Origin of the sequence: Brevibacillus sedimenti, from assembly GCF_020923495.1 — a bacterium.
Taxonomy (GTDB): Bacteria; Bacillota; Bacilli; order Brevibacillales; family Brevibacillaceae; genus Brevibacillus; species Brevibacillus aydinogluensis.
In genome coordinates, this window is sequence record NZ_CP064048.1 from 1,471,403 (window position 1) to 1,492,899 (window position 21,497).

The 21,497-nt window shown below is 56.4% G+C and carries 21 protein-coding genes and 2 riboswitches; of the genes, 15 read left to right on the forward strand and 6 right to left on the reverse strand.

Annotation, left to right across the window (positions count from 1 at the left end; translation table 11 throughout):
• Positions 1-76: 76 nt before the first annotated feature.
• The 3 genes from IRT44_RS07190 to IRT44_RS07200 all read left to right on the forward strand — a co-directional run bounded on the left by IRT44_RS07190 (position 77) and on the right by IRT44_RS07200 (position 1,645).
• Positions 77-346 carry a DUF2325 domain-containing protein gene (locus IRT44_RS07190; RefSeq protein ID WP_171566132.1) on the forward strand — a complete coding sequence of 90 codons (270 nt, stop codon included), beginning with the start codon at positions 77-79 and terminating at the stop codon, positions 344-346.
• Positions 347-512: 166 nt separating this feature from the next.
• Positions 513-719 (forward strand): YezD family protein, encoded by a 207-nt coding sequence (locus IRT44_RS07195; protein ID WP_171566133.1) that lies wholly within the window; start codon positions 513-515, stop codon positions 717-719.
• A 185-nt stretch (positions 720-904) separates the two neighbouring features.
• Positions 905-1,645 carry a hypothetical protein gene (locus IRT44_RS07200; RefSeq protein ID WP_171566134.1) on the forward strand — a complete coding sequence of 247 codons (741 nt, stop codon included), beginning with the start codon at positions 905-907 and terminating at the stop codon, positions 1,643-1,645.
• A gap of 478 nt (positions 1,646-2,123) precedes the next feature.
• Here IRT44_RS07200 and IRT44_RS07205 read toward each other — a convergent pair whose 3' ends face one another.
• The 4 genes from IRT44_RS07205 to IRT44_RS07220 form a co-directional block, all read right to left on the reverse strand.
• A complete protein-coding gene (locus IRT44_RS07205) occupies positions 2,124-3,038 on the reverse strand; it encodes a Nif3-like dinuclear metal center hexameric protein (protein WP_212133622.1) in 915 nt (304 codons plus the stop codon).
• Positions 3,039-3,261: 223 nt separating this feature from the next.
• Positions 3,262-4,596: a DUF4129 domain-containing protein gene (locus tag IRT44_RS07210; RefSeq protein WP_212133621.1), complete on the reverse strand. Its 1,335-nt coding sequence runs from the start codon at positions 4,594-4,596 to the stop codon at positions 3,262-3,264.
• Positions 4,593-5,783, reverse strand: a complete 1,191-nt coding sequence (locus IRT44_RS07215) for a DUF58 domain-containing protein (protein WP_212133620.1) — start codon at positions 5,781-5,783, stop codon at positions 4,593-4,595. The genes IRT44_RS07210 and IRT44_RS07215 overlap by 4 nt, the downstream gene beginning before the upstream one ends.
• Before the next feature lie 7 nt (positions 5,784-5,790).
• Positions 5,791-6,729 (reverse strand): AAA family ATPase, encoded by a 939-nt coding sequence (locus IRT44_RS07220; RefSeq protein WP_212133619.1) that lies wholly within the window; start codon positions 6,727-6,729, stop codon positions 5,791-5,793.
• A gap of 213 nt (positions 6,730-6,942) precedes the next feature.
• Between IRT44_RS07220 and IRT44_RS07225 the strand changes: the two genes are divergently transcribed.
• Positions 6,943-7,284, forward strand: coding sequence for a DUF5412 domain-containing protein (locus IRT44_RS07225; RefSeq protein ID WP_230077676.1), 342 nt, complete (start codon positions 6,943-6,945; stop codon positions 7,282-7,284).
• A 187-nt stretch (positions 7,285-7,471) separates the two neighbouring features.
• Here the strand turns inward: IRT44_RS07225 and IRT44_RS07230 are convergent, their stop codons facing one another.
• Positions 7,472-8,785, reverse strand: a complete 1,314-nt coding sequence (locus IRT44_RS07230; protein WP_230077677.1) for a homocysteine synthase — start codon at positions 8,783-8,785, stop codon at positions 7,472-7,474.
• Between the two features lie 98 nt (positions 8,786-8,883).
• Positions 8,884-8,993: riboswitch (SAM riboswitch) on the reverse strand.
• 274 nt (positions 8,994-9,267) lie between these two features.
• On the opposite strand from IRT44_RS07230, the gene IRT44_RS07235 reads away from it, so the two are divergent.
• Together IRT44_RS07235 and IRT44_RS07240 are read left to right on the forward strand one after the other, a co-directional pair.
• A complete protein-coding gene (locus tag IRT44_RS07235; protein WP_171566138.1) occupies positions 9,268-9,582 on the forward strand; it encodes a rhodanese-like domain-containing protein in 315 nt (104 codons plus the stop codon).
• A 73-nt stretch (positions 9,583-9,655) separates the two neighbouring features.
• Positions 9,656-10,270, forward strand: a complete 615-nt coding sequence (locus IRT44_RS07240; RefSeq protein ID WP_171566139.1) for an SCO family protein — start codon at positions 9,656-9,658, stop codon at positions 10,268-10,270.
• Positions 10,271-10,418: 148 nt separating this feature from the next.
• Here the strand turns inward: IRT44_RS07240 and IRT44_RS07245 are convergent, their stop codons facing one another.
• Entirely contained in the window at positions 10,419-10,742 is a 324-nt protein-coding gene (locus IRT44_RS07245; RefSeq protein WP_171566140.1) for a DUF3889 domain-containing protein, read from the reverse strand.
• A gap of 288 nt (positions 10,743-11,030) precedes the next feature.
• Between IRT44_RS07245 and rnjA the strand changes: the two genes are divergently transcribed.
• The 9 genes from rnjA to IRT44_RS07290 all read left to right on the forward strand — a co-directional run bounded on the left by rnjA (position 11,031) and on the right by IRT44_RS07290 (position 21,400).
• A complete protein-coding gene (gene rnjA, locus IRT44_RS07250) occupies positions 11,031-12,713 on the forward strand; it encodes a ribonuclease J1 (RefSeq protein ID WP_171566141.1) in 1,683 nt (560 codons plus the stop codon).
• A gap of 104 nt (positions 12,714-12,817) precedes the next feature.
• Entirely contained in the window at positions 12,818-13,249 is a 432-nt protein-coding gene (locus IRT44_RS07255; RefSeq protein ID WP_171566143.1) for a BrxA/BrxB family bacilliredoxin, read from the forward strand.
• 177 nt (positions 13,250-13,426) lie between these two features.
• Complete coding sequence (locus IRT44_RS07260) at positions 13,427-14,299, forward strand: aldo/keto reductase (RefSeq protein ID WP_171566144.1); 873 nt, start codon at positions 13,427-13,429, stop codon at positions 14,297-14,299.
• Positions 14,300-14,437: 138 nt separating this feature from the next.
• Positions 14,438-15,466, forward strand: a complete 1,029-nt coding sequence (locus IRT44_RS07265; protein WP_212133618.1) for a methyltransferase — start codon at positions 14,438-14,440, stop codon at positions 15,464-15,466.
• A gap of 233 nt (positions 15,467-15,699) precedes the next feature.
• A complete protein-coding gene (locus tag IRT44_RS07270) occupies positions 15,700-16,677 on the forward strand; it encodes an LCP family protein (RefSeq protein ID WP_171566146.1) in 978 nt (325 codons plus the stop codon).
• Positions 16,678-16,807: 130 nt separating this feature from the next.
• Positions 16,808-16,923, forward strand: a riboswitch (SAM riboswitch).
• 81 nt (positions 16,924-17,004) lie between these two features.
• Complete coding sequence (locus IRT44_RS07275) at positions 17,005-18,018, forward strand: methionine ABC transporter ATP-binding protein (protein ID WP_212133617.1); 1,014 nt, start codon at positions 17,005-17,007, stop codon at positions 18,016-18,018.
• 1 nt (position 18,019) lies between these two features.
• Positions 18,020-18,685 carry a methionine ABC transporter permease gene (locus IRT44_RS07280; RefSeq protein ID WP_171566148.1) on the forward strand — a complete coding sequence of 222 codons (666 nt, stop codon included), beginning with the start codon at positions 18,020-18,022 and terminating at the stop codon, positions 18,683-18,685.
• A 49-nt stretch (positions 18,686-18,734) separates the two neighbouring features.
• Positions 18,735-19,574, forward strand: coding sequence for a MetQ/NlpA family ABC transporter substrate-binding protein (locus IRT44_RS07285; RefSeq protein ID WP_171566149.1), 840 nt, complete (start codon positions 18,735-18,737; stop codon positions 19,572-19,574).
• 200 nt (positions 19,575-19,774) lie between these two features.
• Positions 19,775-21,400, forward strand: coding sequence for a peptide ABC transporter substrate-binding protein (locus tag IRT44_RS07290; protein WP_171566150.1), 1,626 nt, complete (start codon positions 19,775-19,777; stop codon positions 21,398-21,400).
• Positions 21,401-21,497 lie beyond the last annotated feature (97 nt).

Below are 21,497 nucleotides of genomic sequence, written 5' to 3' on the forward strand. Positions count from 1 at the left end.
TTTTCCCCAAAGGGAGAAATCTCTTTTTTTTCAGCCGGGCTTATACCGGTTAGCATCAGTAGAAGGGAGGAAAACAATGTCTGCAGTGCTGGTCATCGGAGGAGACCGCTTGGGGAATATTACCGAGCTGCTTCACGGCAGGGGATACCGGCAGATTTATCACGTAACGGGTCGAAAACACTCCCAATACAAGGTACATATTCCTGTCGACACCAAACTGATCGTCGTGTTTACCGACTTTGTGAATCACAATCTGTCGTGGCACGTAAAACATCAGGCAAAGGCGAAAAACGTCCCCATCCTGTTTTGCAAGCGCTCGTGTTCGTCCATCGGAAAGCGGCTGTAACCTTTATGTTCACCTAATTCCGACTTGACACATAAGATTAATAAGAATTATGCTTTCTTCAAACCACTCCCGCTTCCGGCAAATCAACCGTGCCCTGCATCGCTGGAGTGACAGGCAGCGGTTGAACGGACCGGGAAGGAAAAACGGCTGGACAGGAGTGAATCACATGGCGAACCGGAATCGCGAAGAGCTCGCCGATTTTCGCATCGAGATGATCCTGCGCGCACTGGAAGGTCTGGAGTACGGTACCCTGCACATCGTCGTGCACGAGTCGCAAATTACGCAAATCGAACGAACCGAAAAGACGCGTTTTCCCCTGGAACGCGCAGCCGCCCTCAAATCCAGCACGAGGCAGGCAGGGCGGGGCAGTTAGACGTCAGGATGACGCATGGGTGAGCGAATCTTCATGGGGCACGGGACAGAAACCCGTGTCTTTTTTCATTTTCTTGGTGTACATAGAGGATTTGCGCTGTTTTGACAGGGGGCTCACTCCGATTTATAATGTTTTGGAAATTTATTCATTTTGTTCAAGTCGACCAAACACCTGAGGTGACAAGATTGAAGCACATGGTGCTGCTTTTTCTCTTCATGTGCCTGTTAGCTGCAGGTTGTTCCCCTGCCCAGACGTACGGAGACGATACCTCTGCCGCATCCACAAACGCAGAACAAGAAACGACCATCCCCCTTTCATTTGAAGAAGTAAAGGTGGAACAACAGGTGACGTTACTGGATAGGGGGAAAATCAAGCAGATCGTAAAGGAGGAACAGCTTGATACCGTCAAACTGTTTTCGTTCTTGAAGGTTGATGAGGATGATCCACTCCGTTTGATTGGAGGCATTCAAATTGGAGATGACTTGTATGAATTTGGAGATGTAGGTGCATTACATTATGTTGACAGGCTGGATATTCAGACATCGTCCCTGTTCCATAAATCTGTAATTAAAGTGGAAGGGTTATGCGGAGCAAACTGTCCGTTCCGCTATTATATAACCATCGAGGAAGAGAAGCCGTCCATTTTTCTGGTTTTATCTGAACCTGTTGCAGATATAGCAGATCTGGATGAGGATGGCGTGGAGGAAATTGTAACATCCTACGGGAGCCCTGATGTGTTTCATACCCGGATTTACACATGGAGGGACAATCGGATTGTCAGTGCAGATGTAAACAAGCTGACAAAGGCATGGAGTGTCTTGTATACTCGTCCATTCTTTCACGTTCAAGAACAGTCAGGGATTGATTCTGCAAGAAAAACATACAGATATACCGCAAAGGGATTGGCGTTGGTTACAGAAAAATAGGCGCACACCCAACCTTTTTCGCTTGTTTTGGCTAAAAACAACCAAAATGTTTCAGGAAAAATAGAAAAGCACGGCAAAATGCCGTGCCAGACTGAAGACAAATGGTTCATTGAGTTAGCGTCCACAAAAAATGATTTCCAGGCCGAAAGGCCTGCCCATTCATCAACCGAAGCGGAAGACAATGGGCATCGCATGGAGGGATGGGCCAAGCGAGCTCCTTTGACGACCGACTCAGCGGAAAAACGCTAGACGCGGGAATCAACAGGGGACACAAGTCTCACTTCCTCGAAATACCCAGATGTTTGTCCCCTGCCCGCGTCTCGTTTTGGAGCGGACATCATTCGCTTCTGTGCTGGGCGTCAAGCGAGCGAGCGGGCCCGCTCTCCCATGCGCCGCGGACTTTGTCTACACGCTGGCACGGCAAAATGCCGTGCAGAAAGCGAAACGGTATGGCAGGAAGGTACATGATCGTGATCGCCTACCACCACCACCGCGACTGCGGGAGCAGCGTCACATTTACGGAAAAGCGCTCTTCCAGCCAGGGTTTCACCTGGGTTTTCATCACGAGGTATTCCGAGGCGGCGTGTGAAACGCCAATCAGCGACATGGACGTTTCGGCGGCGTACGCCATGACTGCGGCGTAATTGGTGCGCCCGTATTCGTTGTCGATGTGGCAGTGGATCTCTCCCGTCACGTACGCGTCGGCTCCGCTGGCTTCCGCCTCTCGCATCATCGCGGCCACGTCACCGCAGCCGGGGAGGATGGCGATCCGTTCGATGCGCGCCCGTTCCTTCCCCTCAAAATCGACGTAGGGAATGTCAAACAAGGTGATTAAACGATCGATTAAGGAGCGGGTATCCGTCGCCGTTACCCGGCAAATCATGCCGACATGTCCGTTTCCTGCCGGACAAAACGGCTTGATCGGTTCGGCCTGCAGCGCTTCCATGATGGCGCCGCCAGTGCCGAGCGGCCAACTGGTGTCCATCGGGAGGTGACAGGTGAAGACGGAGAGCTCTTTCTCCTTTAGCGCCAGCAGCAAGTCCTGCCCGATCGGCACGAACCCCCTGCCCCAGCGGCCGCGCGGGTCGCCGCATTCCATCAGCAGCGGGTGGTGCATGAACAACAGGTCGCCCGGCGCTGACTCGTCCAGGAAGCGCTTCAGCACCTCTTCGGTCGGGAAGACGGCCAAAAAGACGGTGTGTACCTGTTCGCGTCCTTTGAGCATCAGGCCGTTGAAGCGGCGGACGAACTCCGCCTCGAAAAACCGCCGCCAGTCAAACCCGATCGGATCGTACACCATGGGAATGAAACGGCTGAAGCCGGGATCGGATTCCCACTCGTCCATGCGAAACAGTCGGGTAAACGCTTGCTCAAGATGCATCAGGCTTTCCATGGAATCCCTCCTTGTACGGGTATTTAATGCCGGATTTGCCGGACGGCCGCTAGCGGGGAGTTTCAATCCCGCTGTTTTTCCGGGAAAACGCTCGAATGAACGGCAGCTTTCCTCTATTTCAACACCATGCTGCCCGTCTGATCATATGCCGTTTCCACAAAAAAGACGGAGGTGCTCACGGTACAAGCAGCACGCCGGGGAAGGGCGCGGTTGTGCCAATCCATCATTTGCATTTGCGCTTGGTTGCGTCCCGCAGCTTGCGCACGCACTGCTCCAGATGGTTCCGTTCTTCCGGCGAAAGAGGCAGTTGGCGGTAGCGGTACCGTTCGTAGTAACTGGTGATCTGTTCGGCCAGTTCTACTGCGTCGGCGTTGGCCCACTGCGAGCGGATGCGCCGCAAGTATTCGTGGCTGGTCTCGTGCCGTTCGATCCGCAGCCCCGCTTTGGCCATGTGCTGAAGAAACCGGTAGTACGCGTACCGCACCGGATCGTCGATGGGACCGGCCGGGCTGCGCACCAACGCATCCTGCTCCCAGAGGGGATCGTCGTCACTTGATGCGTCTTCGTCGACCGGACGCAAGATGGTATCAGCCGAAGCAGGGGAGACAGCCGTGCCGCCGACGTGCCGGTAGCGCCGTTCCCAGATGTACTGTGCCAGCTTGGCGAGGGCCAGCGCCGAGCCGAATGCAATCAGGTAAGGCGCCACCTGCGAAAACAGCGTCTCGTCACCGGTCGGAGCAAACTCCTCCTGAGGCAGTTCGGGGACATCCATTTCGTTGTTGAACGGCTCGTTGACGCGGCCGTTTCCATTCAGGACGTCCGCCAGCTTGCCAAACAGCGCAGCCGTTCCCTGCAGGAGCGGACTGGTCAACTGGTACAGACCGTCTCCCAGCGGTCCTTTGACCAGCCCCCAGAGCCATGCCAGGAGCCAGAGCAGGCCGCTGCCTGCGAGGATGTATCCCGCCACCAGCAGCAGCCGAGTTGCCAGCAGTTGACCGCCTATGGCGGCCGCCAGGGAGATTGGCGCGGCACTGCCGCCTGGCTGTTCACGGGTCAGGTGCTCTCCCCAGCAGGTGAAGAGGTAGCTGGCGAGCACGAAGGCCAGGATTGCGTAATACGCCCGAACGTCATACGTCTGCGGGGCGGTCAGAGCGCCGAACAGACCGGCCACTACCAGCTGGAACAAGCAGATGATCAGCGCCAGCACAAAGTGGTTGCGCAGGTGGACAGGCGTACACGGATTTGATGCTGCTGTATGGATGCGCGAGTAAAAGAGGGCGGCCAAAAGCAGGGCGAGCAGCCAGGAGCCGAACGCGGCAAAACACAGACCGCCGACGGAAGCCACCAGCGGATACAGCAGCAGGTGGAGCAGGAGATGGCGTCCTCCTCCCTGGTGCAGCCAGCTTCCCAGAGAGAGCAGGAGCACGGCGAACAGGACAAAGCCGATCATGCTTTCCGGCTGGGCCGGCAGCCACTGGAACAGCATCAGCACGGAGGCCGTCAGCAGCGCTTCCATCCAGAACACCAGCATCCTGCGTCCCAACATGGACCACGTCATGAAAAGACCTCCTTCCTCGCCTGGGCGCGGGCGGACTCGTGCCGGCGCAGGACCGGCTGCTCCTGCGACACGTCCAGCACCATGACGTTGTGACCGCGCCGCACCAGCCGTTTGACTGCTTCTACTGCTGGCTCGTCCAGACGCGGGGTGACGATCAGGATCGTGTCACGGGTGACGCCGTGTTCCAACCGCCGCAATGCGGCCGCCAGCGAAGTCGGCAGGTACTGATGCAGGCGGGCGAGTTGGGTCATGACCTGGATGTGGTGCGCCTTGCCGCTGCCGGGAGGGAGGTGGAACTGCTCCCGGCCGCGCTGTTTCACGGTCAGGAACATGTCGCAGGACAGCGATTGGCGGCGGCAGAGAACCGAGAGCGCGGCAAGAGCGGAGATGACCCGCTCGTTCGCCGGTTCATTGTTCCGCTGCAGCAGCGGTTCGTAGGACGGCAGAATGTGTCCCACCACCTTCCAGCTGGGGCGGGCGGTCGGCTCAAACAGCCGCGTCTGCAGCGCGCCGGTTTTCGCGCTGGCTTTCCAGTGGATGTGCTTTAACCGGTCTCCCGGCACATAACCGCGCACGCCGCGAAAAAACGTGACATCCTCCTCCCGGCGTCTGCGCGTGAGCTTGCCGCCGTCAGGCTCGATTGCCGCCGCCAACAGCGGAGGCAGCGCCAAGGGCAGCGGATAGACCAGGAGGGAAAACGACAGCGGGAGCGAAATCGGGTCCTGTTCCTCGCCAAACACAGAGAGCGTGTCCGCCTGGGCTTCCGTCAGCCACACCAGGCCGCGCTTGTGCGGGGTGATCGTAAACGTGCGTTCCGCGCTTGTCCTCAGCGGCAGGTCCAAGCGGAAGCGAGCTGTACAGCGCTGTCTGTTTGCTGTCACCTCATCCGCTCCCTCGACTGTCACGTGTTTGGGAAAGGACAGAGAGATCACCGTGCCGGGCAGCGGCAGCCAGGAGCGGTTGTGCAGCGTGAAACGGATGGTGACGGGCATCCCCTGCATCACCCGGCGCAGGTCAGCATTCCACTCCAGCCGAACCCAGCGCGGCAGATTGGCCCGCCACCAGCGGTGAACCAGCGTCATGAAAAAGTAGAAGCCGCCAAACAGCCAGAGAAAGCGGCTGCCCGAAAACAGGGCAAACAGCAGGCAGAGAAACCCCAAGACGTGATACACCTGTCTCGTGCTCATGTGTGGATCACACGCCTTCTTCGACCGGAGCCGCCACGCTTTTGAGGATGTCGTCGATCACTTCCTGCTCCGTCACGTGCAGTTCCGCTTCCATTGACAGGCGGATGCGGTGGACGGCCAAAGCGGGAAACACGGCTTTGACATCGTCAGGCAGGACGTAGGTGCGCCCGTCCAGGTAAGCGGACGCCTGCGCCGAGCGCAGCAGGGCGATCATGGCGCGGGGGCTGAGACCCGTTTCCACGGAGCGGTGGTGACGGGTGGCTGCCGTCAGATCGATGATGTACTCCTCCACGGCGGGGCTGACGTGCACCGCTGTCACGTCCCGCTGCATGGCAGCGATCTCGTCGACGGTGATCACCGGCTTCACCTGCTCCAGCGGTGAGCCTGTCCGGAACCGCCGCAGGATCTCCCGGGCGTCTTCCCTGCTGCCGTAGCCAAGCGACAGGCGGAACAAGAAGCGGTCCAGCTGCGCTTCCGGAAGCGGATAGGTTCCCTCTGATTCGATCGGGTTTTGCGTGGCGATCACCAACAGCGTCGGCGGCAGGGGGAGTGTCACCCCTTCGATGGTTACCTGCCGTTCTTCCATGCATTCCAACAGGCCGGATTGCGTTCGCGGCGTGGCCCGGTTGATCTCGTCAGCCAGAAGCACGTCGGCGAATACCGGTCCCCGACGCAGCTCGAACTCGCCGGTCCGCTGGTTGAACACGTGCAGCCCGACCACGTCTGAAGGCAGCAGGTCAGCGGTAAACTGCACCCGGTTGTAGGTACCGCCGATCGCCTGGGCGAGCGTTTTGGCCAACACGGTCTTGCCCATGCCGGGCAGGTCCTCCAGGAGCACGTGGCCGCGGGCCAATAGAGCCGTCACAAGCAGCCGGATTTGCGGCGCCTTGCCGACAATGACGCGGTTGATGCTTTCCAGCAATGTGTCCAAAGGACGATGGATCATGCGGACGTCTCCTTTATCGGAAAATAGGGCACCGGTAGTTCCAGTATGGAAGGTATTATACAGCGCGACACCTTATTTTGCCAAATCTTCATAAAATTTTTGGGGTTTGATAAAATCGCAGGGAAACGAGCGAGCCGAAAATCCCGACAAAACGTAATTCAATAAATAATAGGTAAAGGGGCTGGTGCTTTGCGGATAAAGAAAGTGCTTTTCGTGGCTTTGGTCGTCTTGATTTTGATTGCTGCTCTTGTTGGCATCGTCGTGTACCATTTCTTTTTCTCGATGTCCAATCTTCCAGAAGGGACATTCATCAAGGAATCGGCTTCGCCTTCAAATGAATACGTCATCAAACTATACCTTGTTGACGGCGGCGCTACTGTTTCTACAGCGATCAGGGGTGAACTGGTAACAAGTACAGGGGAAAAACGCAATATCTATTGGGAGTATCGCGTTGATACAGCATCTATTGAATGGAAGGACGATCACACTGTTGTTATTAACGGTCATTCGTTAAATCTTTTAAACAATGACGTGTATGACTGGCGAAGGCAATAGAGAGAAGGAGAATCCCGATATCACCATGATGTAATCTTGCGCCCGAATGTGGAAAATCCGGCGTCCTGCAATAGAAAAACAGCGAAGGGGAACTCCCTTCGCTGTTTGATGCAAACGAACGCGGACGCTCGCCATCCTTGGACGCTTTGCGCGCGACGGGCGCCCGTGCGTTGACCTGTCTCGTACCTTAGCCAACCTGCTGGGGTACCGCCTGCTTCAGCGCCTGCTTCAGCGCCTGCTCCAGATCGGCGATGATGTCGTCGATCGCCTCCGTCCCGATGGAAAGGCGAATCAGGCCCGGGGTGACGCCGGCAGCGAGCTGTTCCGCTTCCGTCAACTGCTGGTGGGTGGTGCTGGCCGGATGGATGATGAGCGACTTGGAATCGCCGACGTTGGCCAGATGGGAGAACAGCTTGACCGACTCGATCAGCTTTTTCCCTTCGGCGACGCCGCCGCGCACGCCAAACGTGAGGATGGCTCCGGCACCTTTTGGCAGGTACTTTTGCGCCAGGCGGTAGTGCGGATCGCTCTCCAATCCCGGATAGCTGACCCACTCCACGGCGGGATGTGCCTGCAGATAACGGGCGACGGCCAGAGCGTTTTCACTGTGCCGCTCCATGCGCAGATGCAGCGTTTCCAGCCCCTGCAGGAACAAAAAGGCGTTGAACGGCGCGACAGCTGCCCCGATATCCCGCTGCAGTTGAACCCGGGCCTTGACGATGTACGCCAGCGGGCCGAACGCTTCCGTGTAGACGATGCCGTGGTAGCTCGGGTCGGGCGTGGTCAGGCCGGGAAACTTGCCGCTGCTCCAGTCGAACTTGCCGGAGTCAACGATGATGCCGCCGATGGCCGTGCCGTGTCCGCCAATGAACTTGGTGGTGGAGTGCACGACGATATCGGCCCCGTGGTCAAACGGACGGCAGAGGATCGGGGTGGCAAAGGTGTTGTCTACGATCAGCGGAATTCCGTATTCGTGAGCGACCGCGGCAATCGCCTCGATGTCGGCTACGTCTATGCGCGGGTTGCCGATCGTTTCGACGAACAGCGCTTTTGTCTTTTCGTTGATTTTGGATCGGAAATTGTCCGGATTGGACTGGTCCACGAAGTGAACGGTGACGCCGAACCGCGGCAGCGTGTGGTAGAACAGGTTGTAGGTGCCGCCGTACAGGCTGGTGGAGGCGACGATTTCGTCTCCGGCCTGGGCGATGTTGAGGATGGCAAAGGTAATCGCCGCCTGCCCGGAGGAAGTGGCCAGCGCCCCGACACCGCCTTCCAGCAGGGCGACCCGCTGTTCAAACACGTCCTGGGTCGGGTTCATGATACGCGTGTAGATGTTGCCCGCCTCTTTCAACCCGAACAGGTTGGCGGCGTGCTCCGTATCGCGAAACACGTACGAGGTCGTCTGATAAATCGGCACCGCGCGCGAGCCCGTCACCGGGTCAGGCGACTGTCCACCGTGCAGCGCAATGGTTTCCGGCTTCCACTGACGTTGATCCGACATGGTCATCTCTCCTTTTTCCTGCATGAAAATGAATGGATAAAAAGCGAAGCCTTCTTCCGGAGAGAAAGAAGGCTTCGGTCATTCCGAATCAAGCGGCCGTTTCATCTCTCAGAATCCGGGATTCTGCAGGAATTGGCACCATGCAAGCAGGATGCTTGCCGGTTGCCGGGCTTCATTGGGCCTGTCCCTCCGCCGCTCTTGATGAAATCGAAAGATTTTGCAAATTGTGCTTACTTGGTATTATAGGGGGGCCGCCGGGTTTGGTCAATAAGAATTTCCGGGTAAGTCAAGGGGATTTGTTGTGATTGCGTTTCGTGTGATGGTGCCCGCCCAAAAAATTCCTTCTATATTTTTCCTGATTCTGACGAATTATTGAACACACGTCCGTGCAGGGAGGGTCATATACGAAAACAGCCGCCGGTATGGTATGATGGGTGACGGTATGGAATCCATATTTATGAAGATACAGGAGGCTTGTACATATGGCGGAACAAGGGGTAAAGGAAATCACGCCGCAGGAGCTGATGGAGAAGCTGGCTGCGGGAGAGAAGGTGCAGGTTATCGATGTGCGCGAGTTGGAGGAGTGGAATGCGGGCCACATCAAGCAAGCCAAACTGATTCCGCTTGGCTTTTTGCCGCATCGCGTCGATGAGCTGGACAAGGAGACACCGGTCGTGCTGGTCTGCCGAAGCGGCGCCCGCAGTCACATGGCCACCCAGTATTTGCAGGAATTGGGCTTCGATGCGGCCAACATGGTGGGCGGTATGCTCGCTTGGCCGGGAGAAACGGAAGCGTAACGTATCGGTGCAGAGATAAACGCGCGTGATCGCCATTTGGCAACAGCGCGATCAGGAAGAGGAGGCACGTGATATGAGCGAAGGCAAAGTGTCGTTCTGGCAGCGCTACTGGTTTGCCGTGCTGGCCGCCGTGCTGGGGATGCTCGTCGTCGGTGTATTCGGCTACCAGTACTGGCAAAAAAGTCAGATCCCCGTCATGAAGCAGATAAACGACTTTGCGCTGGATAACATCGACGGGTCCACATTTACCCTGTCCGGAACCAACGGCAAGGTTCGGCTGGTGGAGTTCATCTTTACCCACTGTCCGGATATCTGCCCGGCCACGACGTTTAACATGGCCAAGATGCAGGAACAGCTGAAGGCCAAAGGGCTGTTCAAAGACAAGGTGGCGTTTGTGACGATCACCTTTGACCCGGAGCGGGATACGCCGGACGTGCTCAAGGAGTACGCCGACAAGTTTGGTGCCGATCTGAGCGGCTGGTACTTCCTGCGCGGCGATCAAGCCACCGTGGAAAAAGTGACCAAGGACTTTGGCATCGCCGTGCTGAAACAGCCAGACGGTTCGTTTGCGCACACCGCCGTCATGTTCCTCGTCGACAAGGACGGCAACATGCGCCGCGTGTACGGGATGGCGTCCAAAATGGATATGGACAGCATGTTGAAAGACATTGAGCTGTTGGCTGATTAGTCAGCCATTCGGGAGTGCTTCTGCCGGAAATCAATATTCGACAAAACCCGCCCAAGCCGGACCTGACGTGTTCAGTCCCGGGGCGGGTTCATCTGTTTCATGGACGGTTCCATTCAAACATCACGGGTCTCTTCGTCACATTGGCTGTTCAGCCGGTCTCTTCCAAACGGATGGCGATGACCTTCTCCGTCTGCTTGTCAAACTCGATCCGCACGATAACGGCCCACATGCGTCTGCCCTCCCGGAGCAGCAGCTTGAACGTTTCTTCCCACGTAGCAGGCGTTTTGCTCGTCCGCCCGACATGCAGGTAGTCGACAATTTCCGCTTGCGGGTACGTTTTCATCGTGTGTTCGATCGCGAGCCGCCCCCATTTGGCGTAGGGAGGCTGCGCAGAGGCCGGCAGGGCGTGGAGGAGCAGCAGCACCGCCGCACATGCAGCTATCCAGCCCCGTCGGTGCAATCGGTCACGCATCAGGGCGCACCTGCCTCTCCGTAGTAAATGTCCGCAGAAAATATCGCTTGAGCGGTAGTGTGCCCGATTACCGGCATCATACTCGCTGCAGCCAGGACCACCAAAGATGATAGATAGACCCTGCGCCCTTGCGGCAGATGGCGGTTCATGAGGGCTCTTTTTTTGCTGCCGGATTCTTTTCATGATCCGGTTGCAGAATGCGGGAAAATGGCAAGACTGGATGAAACGAAGGCGATCCGATGTGATACAATAAAAGGTGGCATGCATTGGTCGGGTTTCCAATAACACATGCACGAAATCTATTGGGAGGAACGAGTATTGAGCGACGTAAAGATTTTCGCGATGGGCGGTCTCGGCGAAATCGGCAAAAACATGTACTGTGTCGAGTACGAAGACGAGATCATCATCATCGACTGCGGGGTCAAATTTCCCGAGAACGAGATGTTCGGCATTGACCTGGTCATCCCGGACATCACCTATCTGATCGAGAATCAGCATAAGATCAAGGCGCTGCTGTTGACGCACGGACACGAGGACCATATCGGTGCCATTCCGTATGTGTTGAAGCAGATCAAGGTGCCGATTTACGGCGGCCGCCTCACCCTGGGCCTGGTCAAGGCCAAGCTGGAAGAACACCGGATGCAGAACGAGGTAAAGCTGATCCCGATTTCGGAGGACACGGAGATTCCGTTCAAAAAGCTGAAAGCCACCTTTTTCCGCACCAACCACAGCATTCCCGATTCGTTCGGTATCGTTATCCACACGCCGGAGGGCATGGTTATTCACACGGGCGACTTCAAGTTTGACCTGACGCCCGTCGGCCCCACTACGGAGTTCGGCAAAATCGCACGGATCGGCAGCAGCGGCGACGTGCTGGCACTGCTGTCGGACAGCACCAACAGCGAACGGTACGGATTTACCATGTCGGAGCGCACGGTGGGCGAAGGCATTCTCGACGTGGTGAAAAAGGCGCGCGGTCGGATTATCCTGGCCACATTCGCGTCAAACGTGCACCGCCTGCAGCAGGTGGTGGACGCGGCCATGGAGTGCGACCGGAAAGTGGCGGTCATCGGCCGCAGCATGGAAAAAGTGTTTCAGATCGGACAAGAACTGGGTTACATCCAGATGCCGGAGGGCATGCTGATTGACGTCAAGCACATCGACAACTACGCGGACAACCAGGTGTTGATCATCTGCACGGGCAGCCAGGGCGAGCCGATGGCAGCACTGACCCGCATCGCCTCCGGGTCCCACCGCTCGGTGCAGATTTATCCGGAGGACACGGTGATCATCTCCGCTTCGCCGATCCCGGGCAACACGGTAAACGTCAGCCGGACGATTGACAAGCTGTACCGGGCGGGAGCCAACGTGGTGCTGAGCCACGTATTTGACATCCACGCGTCCGGCCACGGCAGCAGCGAGGAACTGAAGCTGATGCTTAACTTTATCCGCCCCCGCTACTTTGTGCCGATCCACGGCGAGTACCGCATGCTGAAAATGCACGCCAGACTGGCGCAGCAGGTGGGCATCGAGGAGAGCAACATCTTCATCATGGACAACGGCGATGTGCTCAACTGCACGCGGGAAAAAGCATGGCTGAGCAAAGTGCCCGCCGGAATTGTCCTGATCGACGGCAGCGGCGTGGGCGACGTCGGCAACATCGTGCTGCGCGACCGCAAGCACCTGGCGGAAGACGGCCTGATGGTGGTCGTGGTAAGCCTGGACATGAAAAACTTCAAGATCCTGACCGGCCCGGACATCGTCAGCCGCGGCTTTGTCTACGTGCGCGGATCGGAATCGCTGATCCAGGAGGCCACCGTGCTCGTCCGCCAGAAGCTGCAGGAGGCGCTGGACAAGAAGATCAAGGAATGGTCCGAGCTGAAGTCGCAGATCAACGAAGTGATCAAGCCGTTCATTTATGAAAAAACCGGCCGCAATCCGATGATTTTGACCATCCTGATGGAAGTGTAGGCGCGGCCAAACCGGTGAAAGTGTCGGAACCCATTCTCCAATGGGCTTTCACGGGATATAATTGATAACGAGCAAATGTACCGGAAAAAAGGAGAGAATGCCCCATGATGTCCTACGAGGCATACATGAATCAAGTGATTCAACCGATGCGCGACGAGCTGACCCGCGTCGGCTTTACCGAACTGCGCACGGCGGAGGAAGTGGAAAAAACGCTGCCGAACCTGAAAGGCACCGCACTGATTGTGGTCAACTCCGTCTGCGGCTGCGCGGCCGGTCTGGCCCGTCCGGCCGTGGCTCACTCGCTCAACCATCCGAAAAAGCCGGATCACCTCTACACCGTCTTCGCCGGTCAGGACAAAGAGGCGACCGCCAAGGCGCGTGAGTACTTTGAAGGCTATCCGCCGTCGTCGCCGTCGTTTGCCCTGATGAAGGACGGCAAACTGGTGACGATGATCGAGCGCCATCAGATCGAAAACAACGACCTGGTGACCATTTCCAAGCTGTTGACCGACGCGTACGATAAATATTGCGACTAACATCGAACATGAGGCAAGACGCTCCGCTGCGGGCGTCTTGTTCTGCGTGGTTGTAAAAACGAATTGCCACAGCCCGGCACCCCCATGGACCCGCCGCCAGGCTGCTTGCAAGCCGCTGCGGTGGGATGCGGTTCGCGGGGGAACGCCCGGGCGCATGTTGCGAAAGGATGACCAAGCATGATTACCCGTTCATTTGGACGAGACCCTCATCAGGTCTCCCTGCTGGGCTTTGGCGCCCAGCGCATTGTGGATGAACACGGCTGCAGCGAGGAAAATGCGATTGCCATTGTCCGCCGCGCCGTGGAATTAGGCGTCAACTACTTTGATACGGCGCCCAGTTACAGCGACGGCCAGTCGGAGACGCGGCTGGGCAAGGGACTGAAAGGGCTGCGCGACAAGGTGTGGATCGCCACCAAAACCGGCGGTCGGACGCGTGATTTGGCCTGGCGCGATCTGGAAGCCAGCTTGAAGCGGCTCCAGACCGATTACGTCGACGAGTGGCGGGTGCACAACGTCATGCAGCCGCACGACTTTGAAGCCATTTTTGCCAAGGGCGGCGCCCTGGAAGCACTCGTCGAGGCTCGGGAACAGGGGCTGGTGCGCAAGCTGAGCATCAGCGGCCATACCGATCCCCGTTTGCTGGCGGAAGCCATTCGCCGCTTCCCGTTTGACAGCGCACTGGTCGCCCTGTCGGCGCTGGATCACTTTATCTACAGCTTTGCCCACGAATTCGTTCCGCTGGCGGTGGAAAAAGGCGTGGCTGTCATCGGGATGAAGGTGATGGCGCTGGGCCAACTGGCGCCGTGGACGGAACAGGCTCTGCGCTACACCTGGAGTCTGCCCGTGTCCACCGCGATCCTCGGGGTCAGCAAGATGAGCGAACTGGAGGCGGATGTGGAGGCGGCAAACCGCTTTGTCCCAATGACCGACATCGAGCGGGTCGCCTTTTTCCAGGAGATCATTTCGCTCGTCCGTCCCGACGTGCTGCGCTGGAAGGCAAGCGAATGGATGTCCGGCGAGTGGTACCAGCTGCCGGAGCTGAAGTTTTAACTGTGGAGATAACCGCGGAGACAAACGCTCTTTTCCAAAATGGAAAAGAGCGTTATTATTTGAATGAACTGGAATTTTATTGTACGTGCCTGAATACCCTTGGCAGTGAGACAAAATCCATAGAGCGGGGGAGACAGGATGCAAAACGAGAAGAAGTCACAGTTACAACAGGCGTTAGCCGATCGGGTCATGGAATGGATCACCGGGGGATGGGTGCAGCAGGCCATCTATGTTGCCGCCAAGCTGGGAATTGCTGATCTGCTGGCGGATGGGCCGAAGAACGTCGGCGAGCTTGCCGAGGCGACCGAGACGCATGCCCCGTCGCTCCATCGCATTTTGAGGGCGCTGTGCGGCATCGGGCTGTTTCGGGAGGAAGGTGAGCAGCGGTTTGCACTGGGGCCGCTCGGTTCGTATCTGCAGTCAGGAGCGAACAGCCTGCGCGGCATGGCGATCATGATGGGGGAAAAATGGCATCGGGACGCGTGGAGCAACATCATGTATACGGTGAAAACGGGCAAATCGGCATTTCAGGACGTGCACGGCATGGGCGTTTTTGCGTACCTGGAGCGTCATCCCGATGCGGGTGAGCAGTTCAACCAGGCCATGTCGGACATGTCCAACCGGATGGCGTCGGCGCTGGTGCGGGCGTACGACTTTTCCCCATATGACAAGGTGATCGACGTGGGAGGCGGTCACGGCCGATTAATGACCGCCATCCTGAATGCTTATCCGGGGCTGAAAGGGGCGATCTATGACGTTCCCGCCGTAATTGAGGGCACCCGGCGGCACATTGCCGAGGCCGGGCTTGCGGATCGGTGCGCGTGTATCGGCGGCAGCTTTTTTGAATCGGTTCCGGCAGGCGGCGATCTGTACATGATGAAGAACATTATCCACGACTGGAACGACGAGGAAGCCGTTGCCATTTTCCGCAACTGCCGACGGGCCATCCGGGAAGACGGAAAGCTCCTGGTGATCGAGATGGTCGTTCCGGCCAATAATCAACCGCATCCGTCCATGTTGATTGATCTGGAAATGATGATCATGGCTACGGGAAAGGAACGGACCGAGGCGGAGTTCCGGACGCTTTTCCGGAGAGCGGGCTTTGAACTGCAGCGGATCATTCCGACGTCTGCAGCCGTCTCAATGCTGGAGGCTGTCCCTGTGTGACAGGATGGCCCAGTCAATCTGTTTAACAATAGCATAGCCCAATGTTTGTGATGACACCTCATCCGCGTGTAGCAGGGAGGTGTCATTTTTTATTCAAGCATCGCCAGGTCACATGCGCACCTACATAACAAGATTCCAGCCAAATATAGGGTGCCCGCCTTCGACCGGATTCGAGTATACTAGACAAAGTGGGGAGTATATTATCTGAAAGAGACAAAGGTGGCGTTTTCCATATGCGCTTTTTGAAACGAATGCTGCTCCTCCTGATCGTGGCAGTCGCTGCGGCAGGGGGGTACTACGGATATTCGCTGTATCAATTTGCCGAGGACATTCAACAGCCAAACGTAATCGACCATCCCGCCGGCGGCGCGACCAAGGCGGCGGAGATTCCCACGTGGGACGGCAAGGAGCGCGTCAACATCCTGTTGATGGGCGTTGACCGGCGCGGCATGCGCAGCAACGCGCTGCCCCGTTCCGATTCGATGATGCTGCTCAGCATTGATCCGGTTGCGAAACGATATGATTTGTTTTCGATTTTGCGCGATACCTACGTAGAGATTCCCGACCACGGACATGCGCGAATCAATGCGGCAATTGTCGAAGGCGGGCCGGAATTGGCGATGGAAACCGTGAGCCAGTTTACCGGGCTGCCGGTGAACCGGTATGTGATCACCGACTTCGAGGGCTTCAAGCATCTGATTGACGCTGTCGGCGGCGTGGAGCTGTACGTGGAGAAAAACATGCGGTACCGCGACCCTACGGACAAGGGCATGTACGATATTGATCTGAAAAAAGGGCTGCAGCGGCTTGACGGCTCCAAGGCGCTGCAATACGTCCGCTTCCGTCACGACGCGACGTCCGACTACACGCGGACGGAGCGGCAGCGGAAGCTGATGGCCGCGCTGGCCGACCAGATGAAGAGCGGCACCACGCTGATCCAACTGCCGTCCATTTTGAAAGAAATTACCCCGTACGTGCAGACCAACATCAGCTCTCTGGACATGTTGAAGCTGGCCTCGCTCGGATTGACGCTGAACACCGAACAGCCCGGTCAGTATCAGCTTCCGCCAATGGGGATGTTCAGCGAATCCAATCGCGCCGGTGCTGTCCTTATTCCTGATGTGGAACGTGTTCAGGCTTTTGTTCAGGAAAAACTGCAAGCCCAACCGGAAGCCAATTCCGCGGGGGAAACGGACGGGAAGCAGAGCTGAGGCTCTCTTCAAGCGGGCAGATCGCCCTGCACTTTTCCTTTAATTTTCCATTGACATCGTTTTTTTAAATGGAATATAATCCGATTTGTATCAACGAAAATACAAACAAACAGCATATACGGAGAAATTCTTCTTATCAAGAGAGGCGGAGGGACAGGCCCAATGAAGCCCGGCAACCGGCTCATCGCACAGATGGGTGTCGCGGTGCCAATTCCTACAAGATCGGAGAATCTTGAGAGATGAGAAGGGTGGATGTGATCGGATATCGATGCAAACCCCTTTTTCATGCTGAAAAAGGGGTTTGTTCCGTATAGGGAGGTGAACCGGATGATTCGCTTGCAAAACTTGCGCAAAAACTACACGGTACAGGGCAAGACGGTCCCCGCACTAATGGGGATTGACCTGACCATAGAAAAAGGAGAAATCTTCGGCATCATCGGACATTCCGGTGCCGGGAAAAGTACACTGATTCGCTGCATCAACATGCTGGAGCGTCCGACATCCGGTCACGTAATCGTAGACGGCGTCGACCTGACTACACTGGATGACCGCAAGCTGCAGGAGCAGCGGCGCCAAATCGGCATGATCTTTCAGCACTTCAATCTGCTCTCTTCGGCCACGGTGGCGGAGAACGTGGCCTTTCCGCTGAAGCTGGCCAAGCGGCCCAAGGCGGAGATTGACAAAAAGGTAAACGAACTGCTCACACTGGTCGGCCTGGAAGCACACCGCGACAAGTATCCGAGCCAGCTCTCCGGCGGGCAGAAGCAGCGTGTCGGGATCGCCCGCGCGTTGGCCAGCGATCCGAAAGTATTGCTGTGTGACGAGGCGACGTCCGCGCTCGACCCGCAGACGACCAATTCGATCCTCGCCCTGCTGCTCGACATCAATCGCAAGCTGGGCCTGACCATCGTCCTGATTACGCACGAGATGCACGTCATCCGCTCCATCTGCGACCGTGTCGGCGTTATCGACGGAGGTGTCATCGTCGAGGAAGGCAAGGTGCTGGACGTGTTCCTCAAACCGCAGCATCCGACGACGCGGGAGTTCGTGGAGCAGGTGGCCGATTCCGCCGAGCTGCGGGAAGTGGTGGCTCACGAAAAGGCGGCCGGCGACCAGACGATTGTGCGCATCACGTTCCTGGGCGAAAAGACGTACCAGCCGATCCTGTTCCAGACCATGCAGGAGACCGGCACGATGTTCAGCATCCTGCAGGGTACGATTTCGCGGATGAAAGATACACCTTACGGCCAGCTGGTCGTCGAATTGAGCGGCAATCCGGAGCAGAACAGCCGCGCGATCGAAACCCTGCGCCAGCGCGGTCTTGAAGTGGAGGTGATGTAACATGGGACTGACGTTTGAAAACGTCGATGTGGCGGAAATCGGCAAGGCCACATTGGATACACTGACGATGCTGGGCTTTTCGACGCTGTTTACCGTCCTGATCGGACTGCCGCTGGGCGTCCTGCTGTTTCTCACCTCCAAGGGACAGCTTTTGGAAAACCGCGTCTTTTACACGATTGCTTCCTTTGTCGTAAACGTGCTGCGTTCGGTGCCGTTTATCATCCTGATGATCATGTTGATTCCGCTGACGAAAATCCTGGTCGGCACCTCGCTGGGGGTCAAGGGAGCGATTCCGCCGTTGGTGATCGGGGCGGCTCCGTTTTTCGCCAGACTGGTGGAGACGTCGCTTCGGGAAGTGGACCGCGGTGTGATCGAAGCGGCCCAGTCGATGGGAGCGTCCAAGTGGCAGATTATTTGGAACGTGCTGCTGCCTGAATCCCGTCCGGGGTTGATTGCCGGCATTACGATTACCACCGTGGCGCTTGTTTCCTACACGGCGATGTCTGGCGTGATCGGCGGCGGCGGACTGGGCGACCTGGCCATCCGCTACGGTTACCAGCGGTTCCAGACCGATGTGATGATTGTTACTGTCGTGATTTTGCTGGTGTTGGTTCAGATCTTGCAAACGCTGGGAGACAAATTGGTAATCCGTTTCAGCCGCAAGTAAGATCTTTACCATAAAGACAACAATATGAAAGAGAAAGGGGTAATCATCTGTGAAAAAATGGGCTGTTTCCATTCTGTCGACTGTACTGGCACTGTCTCTGGCGGCATGCGGCACGAAAACCGAAACCGCTCCGAATGCGTCTGGCGGTTCGGACGGGGGCGAACAAAAAGAAATCACCCTGAAAGTGGGCGCTACGCCTGTACCTCATGCTGAAATTCTGAAATTCATCCAGCCGAAACTGAAAGAACAGGGCATTAACCTGGAAGTTAAGGAATTTACCGACTATGTACAGCCAAACGTGCAGTTGAACGAACAACAGTTGGACGCCAACTTCTACCAGCACATTCCGTACCTGGAGCAGTTCAATAAAGACCAAAACATGAACCTGGTGCCGGTGGTGGCAGTGCACATCGAGCCGTTTGGTGCTTACTCCAAGAAAATCAAAAAGATTGACGAACTGGCCGACGGTGCAACCATCGCTCTGCCGAACGACCCGACCAACAACGGCCGTGCGCTGGCCCTGCTGGAGAAAAACGGCCTGATCAAGCTGAAAGACGGTGTTGGCATCAAAGGCACCGTAAAAGATATCGTCGAAAACAAGAAAAACCTGCAGTTCAAAGAAGTAGAAGCAGCCATGCTGCCGCGCGTTCTGGAAGAAGTGGATCTGGCGATGATCAATACCAACTACGCGCTGGAAGCCAAACTGGTGCCGACCGAAGACGCACTGATCATTGAAGACAAGGACTCTCCGTACGCCAACTATCTGGTAGCACGTCTGGATAACAAGGACTCCGAGGCCATCCAAAAGCTGGCGAAAGAGCTGAACTCGCCGGATGTGAAAAAGTTCATCGAGGATACGTATAAAGGAGCGGTTGTGCCGGCATTCTAAGGCCGTCCCTCCTCTGACGCCCGAATCGGCTGATTCGGGCGTTTTTTATGTTTGCCGTCCACTTTTGCATGAATGTTTATCATTCCAACGAATTTTTTTATAAATAAATAAAATTTTATTAAATCAACGTAAAACTTGTTTAAAAACAACATATATAGAGGTATATTTGAGGAAAGATTTAGACAAGGGGGATAAGTGGCATGAAAAAGAATATTTTCATTGCAATGAGTTCACTCCTCGTGCTCGGTGCCGCTCTTGCAGGGTGTGGAGGCAATTCCGACAACCCAAGCCAGGGGTCCCAGGCAGAGGAAGCGAAGAAAACCGGCTCGCAGGTGCTGAGGTTGAACCTGCACTCCGAACCGCCTACGGCTGACCCGGGTCTTTCCGAAGATACAACCTCTTCGGCCATTATTCGGGCAACATTTGACGGGCTTACCCGGATCGGCGCGGACGGTCAGCCGCACGAGTCCGTGGCGGAAAAAATCGACGTATCCGCTGACGGCCTCACGTACACCTTCCATCTGCGCGACTCCAAGTGGAGCAACGGCGACCCGGTGACCGCGCACGACTTCGAGTTTGCCTGGAAGCGCGCGCTCGACCCGAAGACCGGAGCAGCCTACGCGTATCAGCTGTACTACATCAAGAACGGAGAGGCGTACAACAAGAACAAGGCGAAAGCGGAGGACGTCGGCGTCAAGGCGCTGGACGAAAAGACGCTGGAAGTAAAGCTGGAAAGGCCGACGCCTTTCTTCAAGGAACTGACGGCGTTCCCGACCTATTTCCCGGTCAACAAGAAGCTGGTTGAATCCAACCCGAACTGGGCGATGCAGGCGAGCACCCACGTGGGGAACGGTCCGTTCAAGATGGCGGAATGGGAGCACAAGAACAAGCTGGTGCTCGTGAAAAATGAAAATTACTGGGATAAAGACGTGGTAAAAATGGACAAAATCGAGTTCTCCATGGTAGATGACGAGAACACCGAACTGTCCATGTTTGAACGCGACGAGCTCGACTGGGCCGGCGCGCCGATAAGTGCACTGCCGACGGACGCCATCCCGATGTTGAAAGAATCCGGGAAGATGCACAACAAGACCATCGCAGGTGTCTACTGGTATAAGTTCAATACAGAGCAACCTCCGTTTAATAATGCAAAAATCCGTAAAGCATTTGCTTACGCGATTGACCGTCAATCCCTGATCGACAACGTATTGCAGGCCGGTCAACTTCCGGCGATGGGGGCTGTACCGCCGACCATGGCGCTGAACAAGGACGGCTACTTCAAGGACAACGACGTGGAGACTGCCAAGAAGCTGCTGGCAGAAGGCATGAAGGAGCTGGGCATCACCAAGCTGCCGACGGTCACCCTCTCCTACAACACGACAGAAGGGCACCAAAAAATCGCCCAGGCGATCCAGGATCAATGGAAAAAAGCGTTGGGCGTCGATGTAAGGTTGGAAAACAAGGAGTGGAAGGTGTACATCGAAGACCTGCACCAAGGCAAATTCCAAATCGGCCGCCAGGGCTGGCTGGGTGATTTCAACGACCCGATCAACTTCCTGGAGTTGTTTAAGGAAAAAATGGGCGGCAACAACGACACCCGTTGGGAACATCCCAAGTTCAAGGAGCTGCTGGATCAGGCCAGCATGGAAAATGATACGGAGAAGCGCAAGCAGATTCTGGCCGAGGCCGAGTCCATCTTCATGGACGAAATGCCCGTCATCCCGATCTACTACTACACCCACTCCTGGGTGCAAAAGGAGAACCTCAAAGGGGTTGTCATCAGCGATCTTGGCAACGTCGACTGGAAATGGGCTTCCTTTGAATAAGGGCAAAACCGAGAAGCACATGCGTGTGCTTCTCTTCTTTTTTTCATCCGACAGGGACAATCGACCAATCCCCCGAGCCTCTTTGGTCATAGAGTAA

Excerpts from the sequence above, each read along its gene's own strand:
- IRT44_RS07190 (WP_171566132.1), top strand. The coding sequence starts at position 77 with ATGTCTGCAGTGCTGGTCATCGGAGGAGACCGCTTGGGGAATATTACC.
- IRT44_RS07195 (WP_171566133.1), top strand. The coding sequence starts at position 513 with ATGGCGAACCGGAATCGCGAAGAGCTCGCCGATTTTCGCATCGAGATG.
- IRT44_RS07205 (WP_212133622.1), bottom strand. The coding sequence starts at position 3,038 with ATGGAAAGCCTGATGCATCTTGAGCAAGCGTTTACCCGACTGTTTCGC.
- IRT44_RS07210 (WP_212133621.1), bottom strand. The coding sequence starts at position 4,596 with ATGACGTGGTCCATGTTGGGACGCAGGATGCTGGTGTTCTGGATGGAA.
- IRT44_RS07215 (WP_212133620.1), bottom strand. The coding sequence starts at position 5,783 with ATGAGCACGAGACAGGTGTATCACGTCTTGGGGTTTCTCTGCCTGCTG.
- IRT44_RS07220 (WP_212133619.1), bottom strand. The coding sequence starts at position 6,729 with ATGATCCATCGTCCTTTGGACACATTGCTGGAAAGCATCAACCGCGTC.
- IRT44_RS07230 (WP_230077677.1), bottom strand. The coding sequence starts at position 8,785 with ATGTCGGATCAACGTCAGTGGAAGCCGGAAACCATTGCGCTGCACGGT.
- IRT44_RS07235 (WP_171566138.1), top strand. The coding sequence starts at position 9,268 with ATGGCGGAACAAGGGGTAAAGGAAATCACGCCGCAGGAGCTGATGGAG.
- IRT44_RS07240 (WP_171566139.1), top strand. The coding sequence starts at position 9,656 with ATGAGCGAAGGCAAAGTGTCGTTCTGGCAGCGCTACTGGTTTGCCGTG.
- IRT44_RS07245 (WP_171566140.1), bottom strand. The coding sequence starts at position 10,742 with ATGCGTGACCGATTGCACCGACGGGGCTGGATAGCTGCATGTGCGGCG.
- rnjA (WP_171566141.1), top strand. The coding sequence starts at position 11,031 with ATGCACGAAATCTATTGGGAGGAACGAGTATTGAGCGACGTAAAGATT.
- IRT44_RS07255 (WP_171566143.1), top strand. The coding sequence starts at position 12,818 with ATGATGTCCTACGAGGCATACATGAATCAAGTGATTCAACCGATGCGC.
- IRT44_RS07260 (WP_171566144.1), top strand. The coding sequence starts at position 13,427 with ATGATTACCCGTTCATTTGGACGAGACCCTCATCAGGTCTCCCTGCTG.
- IRT44_RS07265 (WP_212133618.1), top strand. The coding sequence starts at position 14,438 with ATGCAAAACGAGAAGAAGTCACAGTTACAACAGGCGTTAGCCGATCGG.
- IRT44_RS07270 (WP_171566146.1), top strand. The coding sequence starts at position 15,700 with ATGCGCTTTTTGAAACGAATGCTGCTCCTCCTGATCGTGGCAGTCGCT.
- IRT44_RS07275 (WP_212133617.1), top strand. The coding sequence starts at position 17,005 with ATGATTCGCTTGCAAAACTTGCGCAAAAACTACACGGTACAGGGCAAG.
- IRT44_RS07280 (WP_171566148.1), top strand. The coding sequence starts at position 18,020 with ATGGGACTGACGTTTGAAAACGTCGATGTGGCGGAAATCGGCAAGGCC.
- IRT44_RS07290 (WP_171566150.1), top strand. The coding sequence starts at position 19,775 with ATGAAAAAGAATATTTTCATTGCAATGAGTTCACTCCTCGTGCTCGGT.